Annotated in this window: 11 protein-coding genes; 1 reads left to right on the plus strand and 10 read right to left on the minus strand. The window is 72.2% G+C overall.

The features are described 5' to 3' along the window. Nucleotides 1–50 precede the first annotated feature (50 nt). From PSH25_RS16860 to PSH25_RS16900, 9 genes are all read right to left on the minus strand, one after another. On the minus strand, nt 51–1,436 hold the full coding sequence (locus PSH25_RS16860) for a phosphomannomutase/phosphoglucomutase (protein ID WP_238659984.1): 1,386 nt from the start codon (nt 1,434–1,436) through the stop codon (nt 51–53). Nucleotides 1,437–1,505: 69 nt separating this feature from the next. After that, nucleotides 1,506–2,561 carry a hypothetical protein gene (locus PSH25_RS16865; RefSeq protein ID WP_238659985.1) on the minus strand — a complete coding sequence of 352 codons (1,056 nt, stop codon included), beginning with the start codon at nt 2,559–2,561 and terminating at the stop codon, nt 1,506–1,508. A gap of 408 nt (nt 2,562–2,969) precedes the next feature. Then, the gene (nfi, locus tag PSH25_RS16870; protein WP_238659986.1) at nt 2,970–3,728 is read right to left on the minus strand and encodes a deoxyribonuclease V; all 759 of its coding nucleotides are present in this window, start codon (nt 3,726–3,728) and stop codon (nt 2,970–2,972) included. Nucleotides 3,729–3,745: 17 nt separating this feature from the next. Next, a complete protein-coding gene (locus tag PSH25_RS16875) occupies nt 3,746–3,994 on the minus strand; it encodes a hypothetical protein (RefSeq protein WP_238659987.1) in 249 nt (82 codons plus the stop codon). A gap of 66 nt (nt 3,995–4,060) precedes the next feature. Continuing rightward, nucleotides 4,061–4,744 carry a tetratricopeptide repeat protein gene (locus PSH25_RS16880; protein WP_238659988.1) on the minus strand — a complete coding sequence of 228 codons (684 nt, stop codon included), beginning with the start codon at nt 4,742–4,744 and terminating at the stop codon, nt 4,061–4,063. Between the two features lie 13 nt (nt 4,745–4,757). Beyond that, on the minus strand, nt 4,758–5,198 hold the full coding sequence (locus PSH25_RS16885; RefSeq protein ID WP_238659989.1) for a hypothetical protein: 441 nt from the start codon (nt 5,196–5,198) through the stop codon (nt 4,758–4,760). Further along, a complete protein-coding gene (locus PSH25_RS16890) occupies nt 5,198–9,643 on the minus strand; it encodes a toxin glutamine deamidase domain-containing protein (protein ID WP_238659990.1) in 4,446 nt (1,481 codons plus the stop codon). The genes PSH25_RS16885 and PSH25_RS16890 overlap by 1 nt, the downstream gene beginning before the upstream one ends. A 15-nt stretch (nt 9,644–9,658) precedes the next feature. Further along, the gene (locus PSH25_RS16895) at nt 9,659–9,991 is read right to left on the minus strand and encodes a hypothetical protein (protein ID WP_112582405.1); all 333 of its coding nucleotides are present in this window, start codon (nt 9,989–9,991) and stop codon (nt 9,659–9,661) included. Beyond that, nucleotides 9,988–10,410, minus strand: coding sequence for a YbaB/EbfC family nucleoid-associated protein (locus tag PSH25_RS16900; protein ID WP_238659991.1), 423 nt, complete (start codon nt 10,408–10,410; stop codon nt 9,988–9,990). Before PSH25_RS16900 ends, PSH25_RS16895 begins: the two co-directional genes overlap by 4 nt. 79 nt (nt 10,411–10,489) lie before the next feature. On the opposite strand from PSH25_RS16900, the gene PSH25_RS16905 reads away from it, so the two are divergent. Beyond that, the gene (locus PSH25_RS16905; protein WP_238659992.1) at nt 10,490–11,731 is read left to right on the plus strand and encodes an SUKH-3 domain-containing protein; all 1,242 of its coding nucleotides are present in this window, start codon (nt 10,490–10,492) and stop codon (nt 11,729–11,731) included. An 18-nt stretch (nt 11,732–11,749) separates the two neighbouring features. On the opposite strand, the gene PSH25_RS16910 is transcribed toward PSH25_RS16905, so the two are convergent. Beyond that, nucleotides 11,750–13,032: aldehyde dehydrogenase family protein (locus PSH25_RS16910; RefSeq protein WP_238659993.1), on the minus strand; the 1,283-nt coding region annotated here is incomplete at its 5' end.

The raw sequence follows: 13,032 nt of genomic DNA on the forward strand, positions 1-13,032 counted from the left end.
TTCCACGTGTGCGGCTTGACCGACGGCGGTGCCGACCGGCGCAGGCGATCTTATCGGCGAACGCGGTCGAGCACGTCGTCCCGGAGCGAGACCATCCGATCCCGGGTGGGCGCCTCGACGTTGAGCCGCAGCAGCGGCTCCGTGTTGGAGGCGCGCAGGTTGAACCAGGCGCCGTCGGGGAAACGCAGGGTGAGCCCGTCCATCTCGTCGGCCACCGCGTCGGGGTACGCGGCGCGCACCTCGGCCACCGCGGCCGCCTGGTCGGCGACCGTCGAGTTGATCTCACCGGAGGCGATGTAGCGCTCGTACTCACCGGCCAACACGGACAGCGGCAGCGACTGCTCGCCCAGCGCGGCCAACGTGTGCATCGCCGCGAGCATCCCGGTGTCGGCGAACCAGAAGTCCCGGAAGTAGTAGTGCGCGGAGTGCTCGCCGCCGAAGACGGCGTTGGTGCGGGCCATCTCCGCCTTGATGAAGGAGTGCCCGACCCGGGCGACGACCGGTTGCCCACCGTGCTCGCGGATGATCTCCGCGACGGCGCTGGAGGTGATCAGGCCGTGGATCACCGTGGAACCCGGGTGCTTGGCCAGCTCACGGGCTGCCACGAGGGCGGTGATCGCCGACGGTGAGACCGGCTCGCCCCGCTCGTCCACCACGAAGCACCGGTCGGCGTCACCGTCGAAGGCCAACCCGATGTCGGCCCCGTGCTCGACCACCGCGCGCTGGAGGTCGACCAGGTTCGCCGGGTCCAGTGGGTTGGCCTCGTGGTTGGGGAAGCTGCCGTCCAACTCGAAGTAGAGCGGCACGATCTCCAGCGGCAGCGGCGACAGGGCCGCGTCGCCCAGCACGGTCGGAACGGTGAAGCCGCCCATGCCGTTGCCGGCGTCGACGACCACCTTCAACGGGCGGATGCCGGAGAGGTCGACCAGCTTGCGCAGGTAGCCGGCGTAGTCGGGGAGCAGGTCGCGCCGCTCGGCGGGCCGGGTCGGCGCACCGGCGGGACGGGCGTCGCCCGAGTCCAGGAGAGCCTGGGCCCGCTCCCGGATCTCGGCCAGACCGCTCTCCTGCCCGATCGGGCGGGCGCCGGAGCGGCACATCTTGATGCCGTTGTACTGCGCGGGGTTGTGGCTGGCGGTGAACATCGCGCCGGGCAGGTCGAGCGAGCCGGACGCGTAGTAGAGCAGGTCGGTGGAGGCGAGGCCGATCTCGATCACCGAGCGCCCCTCGGCGCGTACGCCAGCGGCGAAGGCGGCGGCCAGGCCGGGCGAGGTGGCCCGCATGTCGTACCCGACGACGACCGCGTCGCCCGGCTCGTCGGTGGAGTTGAGCAGATGGGTGAAGGCGGCTCCCAGTGCCTCGGCGACCCGTTCGTCCCACTGGTCCGGCACCGTCCCGCGGACGTCGTACGCCTTCACGATCTGGGACAGATCAGACACGTGTTCCACTCCTTGGCCGCAGGTTGACACCGATCCTGAGCCTAACGGAGGGGCCCGGCCGTACTCCGCTCAGCCGGGGAGCCGGGGAATGAACACGGTGTGCCCGCCCCCGTCGGTCGGCGGGTCACCCGGCCGACCGTCGGGCCGACCCGGCATCGGCTGCGCCGCCTCCGGTGCCGGAGCCGGGGTGTCCGACCGGGCACCGTAGACCCCGCCGGTGGCGGGACGCGGGGACGGCACCGCACCACCCCAACCAACGGACGGCGGCTGCTGGCCGTACACCTGGCCGGGGCGACCGGGCGCGGCCGGCAACCCACTCCCGGCGCGGTAGGTGGTGCCGCCGGGGTTGCCCGGCAGGGTCCCGGGCCCGTCGTCGGACGGCTTCCGGTCCTGCCGCGAGCGACGAACGAGCAGCACGATGAGCAGCAGTCCGACCGCTACCAGCACAACGCCGAAGTACATCACCGGCGATCCCCCTCCGGACGATTCGGCGGCGGTCGCCGTGGTGTTCGGCGCGCCGGACACTCCGCCCAGCGCCGCCGGGTTCACCGCGTCGTCGACGGCCGCGACCTCGGTCGGGCTCGGGGTGGGCGTCGGCTTCTTCGACGGCGACGGCGACGGTGTGACCCGTGCTCCGGTCAGCCGCGCCACGTCAGTGGCGTGACCCAGCGTCTGGCCGGCGGCGCTGATGCCGGCACCGGTGACCACGAGACGACCGCCGGGCGCACCTGCCGCGAACCCCACCCGGTAGCGCACCGTGATGCCCTTGCCCTTGCACAACGTCGGCTTCAGGGGGGACGTCTGCGCGGTCGACACGCTGCCGGCGCCGCCGGTGACGGCCACCGGGAACCAGCGCCCGCCCGCGTTGACCTCGACCGCCACCTGGTTCGGCTGGAGACCCTCCAGGCGGAAGCTCAGCGCGGTACGCAGCAGGACGCACCCGTCGGTGCGCTTGCGCACGGCGACGTTCACCCCCTGCGCGGAACCGCCGGCGGCGAAGCTGCTGGCGGCGCCGACCCGGACCGAGTCCTCGTCGGCCAGCGCCGGCGACGCACCGAGCATCACCAGGCCGCCCGCCAGACCGCAGACCGCCGCGAGCCGTGCCACGCGTCGACGCACTGTCATGATCACCTCGCCGTTCTCCCCAGGTGGGGTCCGCGGGTCAGGCTACTACCGGCCCACCTAACCCATCGGTCATAGAGCGGCCCGGATGTGCGCGGCGTTACGGTTTACCGGCCGACCCGCCGACCTGCTGTTTGCCCGACTGACCAGCCGATCAGCCGTCCCGCTGCGCCAGTCAGCCTTGCCCCGTCAGCCTTGCCCCGTCAGCCTTGCCCCGTCAGCCTTGCTCCGCCAGTCGGCCTTGCTCCGCCAGCCTTGCTCCGTCAGTCGGCCTTGCTCCGTCATTCGGCCTTGCTCCGTCATTCGGCCTTGCTCCGCCAGTCGGCCTTGCTCCGTCAGTCGGCCTTGCTCCGTCATTCGGCCTTGCTCCGTCATTCGGCCTTGCTCCGCCAGTCGGCCTTGCTCCGTCAGTCAGCCGGGCTGCTCGGCTTCGGCGAGGGCGTCGCGGCAGAGTCGGTCCGCGGTGCGGGTGGTCTCCGGCAGGCGGTAGCGCGGCGTCAACGCGAGCACCTGCGCGGTCGCGTTCTCCAGGCTCATCCGATGGCCGACGCTGACGAAGACCGGCTTCACCCCGTCCCGGGTCCGCAGCACCCGACCGACGACATCACCACCGTCGCGCAACGGCGACCAGGAGCCCCGCTCGGCGGACGGCGGATCCCACGTTCCGACCAGTGGCGTCTTCCCCACCCCGATCGCGGGCAACCCGGTGACCACCCCGAGGTGGCACGCGAGCCCGAACCGGCGCGGATGGGCCAGCCCGTGCCCGTCGCAGACCAGCAGGTCCGGAATGGTGGTCAGCCGCTCGAGCGCACCGAGCAACGCGGGCAACTCACGGAAGGCGAACAACCCCGGCACATAGTCGAACGCGGGTCGCCCCACACCGACCGCCGAGTCGACCACCGCCAGGGTCCGGGCATCCAGGACCGTCACGGCCGCCGCCAACAGGTCACCACCCTCGGCGTACGCGACGTCGAGGCCGGCCACCGTCGCGGGCGCGCTGGGCCCCGGCCCGACCAGGTCCACCAGCGGCCCCAACTCCTCCTGTACGGCCACCGCCTCGGCAACACTGCCCGGCCCCGCGGTCCCCGTGCCCGCCGTGCCCGGCGTCCGCGATGATCCAGTCGGGTTCACGGAAGTCGGGCTGTCCCACGCGTCCGGATGCCCCGACATCAAGGAACCGGAGTCGATCACCCTCGGCCAGAGGCGTCGGCGCCATCCCCGGCGGCCCTGCCGACCGGGCCACCCCGGGCCGAGTCACCGTCGGCCCGGTTCCTGACCGCGCCCAGGCCGAGCGCGAAGGCAATGCCGAGGGCGACACCGAAGGCGACGCCACCCTTCGCACCGAACACGGGAATGCCGATCGCCAGGCCGATCAGGATGCCAACCGGCCAGGCCCAGACAGTGGACCTGATGCTCTGCGTACCGGATCTCGCCATGCATCGATCTTATTCCGGCTCCGCCAGGGCCCCGCCGATCGCCGTTCACGACACGGCGACCCGCGGTCAGGCAAGCCCCAACTCGTCGCGGGCCTCCTCGACCCACCGGCCAACCCCATGGGCGCCACTGTCGGCCGCGAGCCCGGCCGCCTCGTCCAGCAACCCACGGGCAGCATCCCGATCACCGTCGCTGGCGGCCAGATCCGCCAGACCGATCAGATTCGCCGCGACTCCCGCGGTGAAGGACAACTTCCGACGCAACCGGGTCGACTCCGTCAGCAACTCCCGCGCCCGGTCGACACGACCGGCGGCCTGCTCGCCGAAACAGAGGTGCCGCAGCACGTACGACAGCGTCAGCTCATCCCCCGCCGCCGTAGCCAACTCGCGCGCCCGAGCGAAGGCCGGGTCAGCGGCCGGCTGGTCCTGCCGAATCACCTGATGGACCGTGCCCACCCAGAAAAGCGACTCGCCCTCACCACGGGCGTCACCCAGCTCCCGGTACAGCCTGGCCGCCCGCTCGAAGAGCGGCAACTCCTCCGCGTCCTCCAACCCGGTATCCAGGAAACGGGCGTGCAGAAGCCGCCCCCGGGCCAACGCCACATCAGCGTCCAACGCGGTGAGATCCCGCTCCGCCTCGTCCAACGACTTCGCGTCGCCACCGAAGACCGCCTGCTCGTACCGCACCTGCGCCCGTACCAACCGAGCATCCAGTCCTTCGGCCATCAGCGGCCACCCCTTCCGTCTGCCCATCGGCGAAGCATGCCTACGCCGCTCTCGCTATATCGGGGTCCGCGCCAGGATCGCCCGCCGCGCGGAGCTGCTCCTCGAACATGACGAACGTGCGCTGCCGGATCCCACGAATGAGCGCCTGTTCCTTCGGCGTCAGGTGACGATCTTCGGCCTTCGCCACGTCCCTGACCGCCTGCACCGTCTCGTACAGCGCGAAGATCGGACCTTCGCCCTCGAGATAGTGAGCCCGGAACCGCTCTACCTCCTGCACGAAGTCCTCAGGAGTGCGCCGGAATACGTCGCCGCCGATGTCGAAGACGATCTCGCTGAATAGGTCGTTCTTCTCCTGCCAAGCGCCGGTATCGATCGAAACACGCCAAACCCTGGCTCCGCCGTCGGGCGTCTCCACAATTTTTACCGGGGACTGGTAGTACAGGTAGTAGGACGGGAGCACCAGACCTGGCATTTGGGCCATCAAGCGTTCCCCTCGTAAGTCGACTGCAGCGCCTGCCAAAACAGCTGTTGTTCGCGGCGGAGGATGCCATCTGCGATCGCTCCCTCGCGTCTCGTCAACGCTCGGCCCTCGATTCGGGCCAAGGCGTCGACATCGCGGCGCACCTCATACAGCGCATGTTCCCAGACCGCGATCTCGTCGAGCGCGGCCAGGTGCAGACGAAACTCCGCGAGGTGCCCGTTCCGTGTCCGCAGTACGAGCTGCACGTCCCGGTAACCGCTGTCCTCGGGAGACACGAACCGGTCCTGGCAACTCACGATCACGACGTCAGGGTGGTCGCGTATCCGCTCGAGTGCCGCGTAGAGGTCGTCGAGGTTGCGGAACTCGACCTTCGCGGCTGCCAGGTCGAGCAACTTGGAAGCGTCGCCCTGGTGTTTGGTCACCTTGTCCTCGGCTCGACGACGATCCTTGGGCTGAGGACGCCAGCCGGGCTCACCGACCCGGTGATCACCGACATGGGCCAGGGATATGGCAAACTGATTCAGCTCCGCCTGGGCAACAGCCGCCGCTGCGTAGAGATCGTCGAGGTAGTGCTGCCGATACGAAGGGTCAGACTGACGACGCTTCTCGAATCCCGGTTGGGTCGGTGGATCATCCGGAATCCGAATACTCGCGCTGGCCCGCCGCTGGTCGTCCGTGAGTGGCGTTGGCTGTGGTCGGTCCACATCTCGACCGGTCTCCGTCGCTTGTGCCAACACCCCGGGCCCTGCTGCCTCCTGTTGGGCGATGTCGTCCAACACCTCGGCGAGGACATCGATGGCCTGTTGATGACTGGCCAGGTGATACAGGGTCAGCGGGCGGGCCGTCAGCGACTTCGCGAGTTCAGGCGTGGACTGGATGATGCGCGCCAGGTCCGGGTGCTGCACCAACTGCCGAACCAGGCGCTCGGCCAGGTCCGGCTCGTTGGGGGGTGGCTCTCGCCGGGCGCTGTCGAGCATGTCCCGGACCCGGTCGTCGTCGAACAGTCGCACGAGATCCCGTGCCGATGCTTCGTCAAGGTCCGGCACCAGTCGGCGAAGGGTGGGTGCGTCGACCGCCGTCGCGAACTCGACGGGAGTCACCCCGGCCGCGAAGACACCGTCCAGGCTGTTGGCCGAGGAAACGACGCGGGCAGGACCGCTACCCGGTGGGGGCTGGTCGAGATCAGCGTTGGGGTCGGGCGACCACGGGGCCGAGCCCGGGCCGTCGAGGAGCAGGTACATCCGGTTGATGTACGGGTCGCCGTGGCCGCTGTCGTCGTGCGTAGGCGGGTGATCCGGCAGGTCGGGCCGCTCGCTGAACCGGCCCCGGGGAAGGCCGCCGAGCGGCATTGGGCGGCCGTCTCCGCTCAGCACCAGCGCGTCGATGCCGACCACGTCGGGGTAGAGCGGCCGGTCCCGGACCACGCCGTTCTGCGGGTCCACGTAGAGCACCGTGCCGTTCTGGTTGAGCGCCACCCAGGCGTGCGAACCACCGTGCGCCCACTCGGTGACCAGGAACGAGTAGCTGCCGTGGCCGCCCAGCAGCAGTTGGTCGTGCAGGTTGCGGTAGCCCCGGTCGGCGGCCTGCCGCGCCTGGGCGGCGTCCGGACGTTGGTTGGACGCGGGGGCGAGGAGTTGCTGGAAGCGTCCGCCGGTCACGTCCTCCACCCGGCCCGGGCCGCCCGCCTCGCCACGAATCGGGCGCCGGATGTCACCGTCGAGGTAGCCGTCGAAGGTCCGCGGCGCCGACACCCGGGGGCGGCCGTGCACCCATGTCTCGAACAGCGACAGCGTGCAGTCCAGGCAGTTGATGCCCCGGGTGGCGTCGGCCGCGGGACCGCCGTCGTTGAGCAGCCGGAACCAGCCGCCCTGTCGGGGGTCGGCGGTGCGGGTGACTGTGCCGTCCCGCTCGCGGGGCATCTGCCGTTCGACGTCGACCTGGTGCAGGGCGAGCGGTGGCCGGAGTCCTCCGGGCCGCCCGTACGGCCGGGAGTCGTCGATCGGCGGGGGATCGTCGTCGCCGGTGAGCCTGGACGGGCCGGTCGTCTCCACCGCGCCGAGCGCGAGCGCGCCCACGTCCCGGTTGGCGTGCTCGAAGGTGGCGCTGATGTCCACGACCGGCGGGGCCGTGCTGCCGGCCAGCACCGCGTCTGCCAGGTCACGCCATTCGGAGTACGCGCGAGTCTCCTCGTTCGCGGCGCGCTGCCAGCCGTCGGCCCACTGCCGGTTGCCGGCCTGGTGCAACTGTCGGGCGTAGCTGGCGTACTCGACGGCTCGGCGATCGTGCTCCGCGGCACGGGTGTGCAGTCGGGCGGCCTCGGCCTGCCGGCGGTTGTTCTCGAACCCGATCCGCAGCGATTCGTAGTGGTCCTGGTAGCGCCGCCGCTCGGCGGCTTCAGCCGCGGCTGCCCACTGCGCCGCGTACGAGTCGTTGGTCTCGGGCTCGCGCACCGACGGGGCACCGAACGCGGCCACGTCGACGGGGATCGACGCCCTTCCCCGGGCCGGATGGTCGGGCGCTCGCACCGGTGCGGGTGTCACCCGCGTCGGGACACGCGACGGCACGGCGAACCGACCGACCACCGGTGGGGTGGAGGCGACCGGCAGCGGCCCGTTGGTGGTGGTCGGGACGCCGAAGGTGACCGGCGCCGCCGGGCCTGGGGTGACCGTGGGTGCGGAAGTGCCAGCCGCCGGTGGCCAGGCGGTCGGCCCGGAGGTGGTGGCGTACGGCGAGCTGCCGGGGTGGGCCGGTGGGGCACCGGTGGCAGCCGGCCCGCTGCCCGATTCGAGGGGACCGGCCACGGGCGCGGCCACCGACGAGAGCCTCGGGTCGACGGTCACCGACGAAAGCCTCGGATCAGCGCCCACCGCCGACCGGCCCGGATCGGCACCCACCGCCGAGGTAGCCGGGTCGGCACCCACCGCCGACGTTGCCGGGTCGGCACCCACCGGCGATACGGCCGGGTCGGCACCGACCGCCGACGTGGCCGGGTTCACCGCGGAGAGCGTGGCGTCGACCGTGACTGGGGGCGCTACGCCCGCCCTCTCCCCGAACGGCCCGTCCGTCGACGGCGTCGCCTCGGACACGCGTACCGAACGGTCAACCACGTCCACGTCGGACGCCGCACCAAGCGGCATCGGTGCCGACGTGTGCACGTCGGGAGCGACCAGAGAGGTCGGCCCGGCTTCCCGTGACTGCTCGATGCCCGGGGGCGTCGGCGCAGCCGACTGGTTCGGCGACGACGCGGTGACGGCCTCCGTCGCCTGCACCGGAACGCCGGCTGCCGTAACCAGACCACCGGAGGCCATACCACTGGCGGACCCCGCGGACGAGACCGCCGAGGAGGAAGACGCCCCCGCGGAGGCCGCGTCTCCCGTGACAGGCAGCACGGACGGAAGGGAGGGACCCGCGAACGACGCTCCGGCGAGGGCGTTGGCCTGCGCGTCGAGCCGGGCGCGGAGCGCGTGGTCGGTCTGGCCGGTCGCCGAACCAGTGGCCCCGGACGCGGCGGCACGCGCCACGTCCTCCATGGAGGTCAGGCCCTGGCCGGTGGCCAGGCTCGCCGCGCTGTCGGCGAGCACCTCGCCGGTCATCTCCCGCCCCAGGTGCTCGCCGACCTTCGCCGCTCGCCCGGTCGCGTGCCGGCCCAGGCCGGCCAGTGGCGCCACCGCCCCACCGGCGAGCCCACCGACCGCCGACGCGCCGAGATCGGTGAGGTCCAGGCCGTGTGCCCGCCCGGTGGAGTTCTGGTACGCCTGGGTGGCGAGGGTGACCCCGGCCTCCTCGGTGGCCTCCTCCAGCCCTTCACGGGCGGCCCGCTTGGCGAGCCCCCGTGCCCCCCCTCGGGCGACCTCCTTGGCGGCCCGCTCGCCGGCCTCCTTGAGCCCGTGTTTCAGGGATTTGCTGGCCAGTTGGCCCATCAGCCGCTTGAAGATCTGTTGAACCAGCAGCCGCGTCGCGGTGATCGCCGCGCCGGCGGCCGGGGTTGCGGCCCCGGCAGTCAACACGGCTGCCACTGCCACGGTGAGCAGTTCGATGACCAGGATGCCCAGCTCGATCCAGACTTCCAGCTTGGCGCCCTCGATGTCGCAGCCGCACTCCTCGACCAGTCGACCCAGGTCGGCCGTGACCGCGAGCAGCACGGGCAGTGGGGCGTCGGCGCCCTCGGCGATCCCCCGCCAGGCCGCCTCGAACGCCGCGTCGACCGCCCCGACGCCGCCGTACCCGTTGTGCACCTCGTCGGCGGCCGTGGCGGCGTCGGCGTGCGGCCCGGCGAGCACGGAGGCGACCGCGTACCACTGGTCGGCGACGTCCCAGACGGCCCGCTCGTTGCCCTCCGGCCACTGCACGCCGACCACCCAGTCGAGGGCCTCGTAGATCCAGCCGGGCACGTCCCACGGCGCGTAGTCCAGTGGGTGCGGGACGGGACTCGGCAGCACGGTCATCGGGATCGCCGGCCGTCAGCGCCGGTCGGCGGCCCGGCCGACCCGGGCGGCGCTGGCCCCGTCGGTCTGCACGCTCGCGTCGACCGCCTCGACCACGTCGCTGCCCAGCTCGGTGAGCCGGTGCCCGACGCCGGCCCAGGCCCGCAGCACCGTCTGCTCGAACCCGCGGTAGTTGCGCTCGAAGGCCGCGCCGATGTCGTCGCGGCCCCAGGGCCGGGCACCGCTGGCGGCCTCGATCGCACCACCCTCCGCCGCACGACGAGCCGTCACCGCCTCGCCGGCGAGCGCCAGGTCGGCACCTCCCCGGCGCGCCCGGGACGGATCAAGCCAGAGCTGCCCGTCGGTCATGCCTTCGCCTCACCTTCGCCGAGTACGGCGTCGGCCCGACCGAGCAGCGCGGCGTAGTCGCCGGTCTTGAGGAAGTCCGTCGCCCCGGAGCCGGTCGGCATGCTCTCGGCCACGAGGTCGCGGGTGGCGTCGGCGGCGGCGGTCGCGGCGAGCCGGATCGTTTCGGTGACTTTTCGGCTGAGCGCCCCGGCGTCGCGGTCCCGGTAGATGGCCGACGTCAGCTCGACCTCGATCAGCTGGCCCTGCGCGCCCACCGTCGCCGTCACCTGCCCGTCGGCCGACCGGCGGGTCACCCGCAGCGCGGCGAGCCGCGTCTGGAGGGTGTCCAAACCGGATCTGAGCTGCTGATATTGCCCATACACGTCGTCGAATCGGGCGCGTAGCTCGCGATTGACGCCCCGGTCCGCCTGTTCGTCCACCGCCGCCCCTCCCGTCACCGTCGGTAGAGCGAAACAATACCGGCCGCCATCGATCCGTGTAGTCCGGTAGTTTCAATGCGTGATCGACCGTCAACAGGCCGAGCAGCTCGCGGCCACCTGGGCCCGCCGAGACTCGCAGCGCCTCGGCCACGAGTGCACCGCGATGGTCGACGAGTTCGACCTTGGTTACGTCATCACGTCCGTCGTGCCCACCGAGGTGCGCACGGTGCCGGGTGACCTGCCGACGACAGTCATCGACAAGCAGACCGGCAAGGTCACCACCTGGCCCCGGGTGCCGAGCACGGTGGTGGCGGAGCTGTACCGGCGTAGCCAGCCCGCCGGGCCGACCGCTCCGCGCACTGTCGATCCGTCGAGCCTGCTGGTCCGGGAGATCCACCGGGGCGCCACCCCGAACACCGCCGCGCACCTGACCATCGACGGACGGATCTGGACGGCCCAGGGCACGAAGGCCGACGTGCCGCTCAACCATCACCCGCTCGTCCGCGACTACCTCCACCAACTGCCCCCCGGCGAGCTGGTTCGCGGCGGTGAGGCCCACGCGGAGCTGATCGTGGTCTCCGACGTCCTGCACGAGTACGACCACCGCCGCGCCGCCGAGGGCATCGCGCCGATGGGGCGGGCCGAGGCAGCCGCGCTGCTGGAGAACGCCCGCTTCGAGATCTTCCGAATCCGTGAGCCGGGTGATCCCGCTGGTGGGCCTGCCGAGCGGCCCTGCGACTCGTGCATCAGCTTCCTGATCCGGGCCAACGTCCTGCCGGAGTCGACTCGCGCCTACACCGAGACCTGGCAGGCACCCGAGGCACCCGACCCCGATCCTGGGCGCTTCCCGGCGGAGGTCGCGAACGCGCTGGTCGCGGCCGGATGGCGGCCACACATCGGGGATCAGATCATGGCCGCCGCCGCGGTACGGGACGTCACGTCGGTGCATGGGCGCAACCATCGGCACGAGGTCTTTCCCGCCGCCGTGGAGGCGCTGACCGCGTTCCCCAGCCTGGTTGGCGCGCGGCGCGGCCGGGGCGAGCAGGTGTGGATCTCCCGTTTCGACATCCGCCCGCACGCCATCGCGCACACCGCCGACACCCTCGCGGACTTCGGCGCGGTGCTCGGCGTACGCCTCTTTCCGATCGGCACCGAGCAGCAGGACAGCATCCTGGCGGTGGACGAGCGCGGTCGGGTCTTCGCGCTCGACCAGGCCGGCGAGTGGTTCCTCGGTGACACCATCGACGCCGCGCTGACCACCCTGCTGCTCGGCCGCGCCCCCGCCCGGGTTCACGACGACGGCACCTGGCAGGCCGACTAGCGCGGCAGCGCCGCTGGGCTAGAGGGCGAGGCCGGTCAGCACCATGACCCGGGGCTCGGTGTAGTCGTCCATCGCGCTGCGCAGCCCCTCCCGGCCAACGCCGCTGCCCTTCACCCCGCCGTACGGCATCTGGTCGGCGCGGTACGACGGCACGTCGCCGACGATCACCCCGCCCACCTCCAGCGCGCGGGCGGCGGCGAAGGCCACGTCCAGGCGCCGCGTGAAGACGCCGGCCTGCAGGCCGTACGCCGAGTCGTTGACCGCGGCGAACGCGGCCTGGTCGTCGGCGACCGGGGCGACCACCAGCACCGGCCCGAACACCTCCTCGGCCACGACCTTGGCGTTCGCCGGCACGCCGGTGAGCACGGTCGGGGGGTAGCTCGCACCGTCGCGGAGGCCACCCACCTCGACGGTGCTGCCGGCGGCGACGGCCTCGGCCACCCACGTCTCCACCCGGCGGGCCGCGTCCTCGGACACCATCGGCCCGACGTCGGTCAGTTCGGACGCCGGGTCTCCGGTCCGCAGCCCCCGCACCGCCGCCACCAGTCGGGGCAGGAAGTCGGCGTACCGAGCGTGGTGCACGTACACCCGCTGGACGGCGATGCACGACTGGCCGGCCTGGTAGTTGGCGAACGTCGCGATGCGCTGCGCCGCGAAGTCCAGGTCCTCGTCGGCGGTCCAGTCCGCGCAGAGCACCGCGGCGGCGTTGCCGCCCAACTCCAGCGTCACGTGTTTCTCCGGCGCGGCGCGGCGGAGAGCCGCGCCGACCGGCCCGGAGCCGGTGAACGACACCACGGGTAGCCGGGGGTCGGTGACCAGTTCGGCGGCGCGGTCGTTGGGCAGCGGCAGCACCGAGAACATCCCGGCCGGGAGGTCGGTCTCGGCCAGCAGTTCGCCGAGCAGCAGCGCGGTCAGGGGCGTCGCGGGCGCGGGCTTGACGATGATCGGCGCGCCGACGGCGATGGCCGGCGCCACCTTGTGGGCGACGAGGTTGAGCGGGAAGTTGAACGGCGTGATGCCCAGCACCGGCCCGCGCGGCACCCGGCGGACCAGGGCGATCCGCCCGCCGGCGGCCGGGTCGGTGTCGAGTCGTTGCAACTCACCGGAGAAGCGGCGGGCCTCCTCGGCGGCCCAACGGAAGGTCGACACCGCACGCCCGACCTCGGCGCGGGCCCACTTGAGCGGCTTGCCGTTCTCCGCGGTGATCAGGGCGGCGATCTCGTCGGCGCGCTCGGCGAGCCGCCGGGACACGTGGTCGAGGGCCGCCGCGCGGGCGTGCGCGGGCAGGGCCGCGACCTGCG

It is taken from the genome of Micromonospora foliorum (genome assembly GCF_022229015.1).
In the GTDB taxonomy this organism is placed as follows: domain Bacteria; phylum Actinomycetota; class Actinomycetes; order Mycobacteriales; family Micromonosporaceae; genus Micromonospora; species Micromonospora foliorum.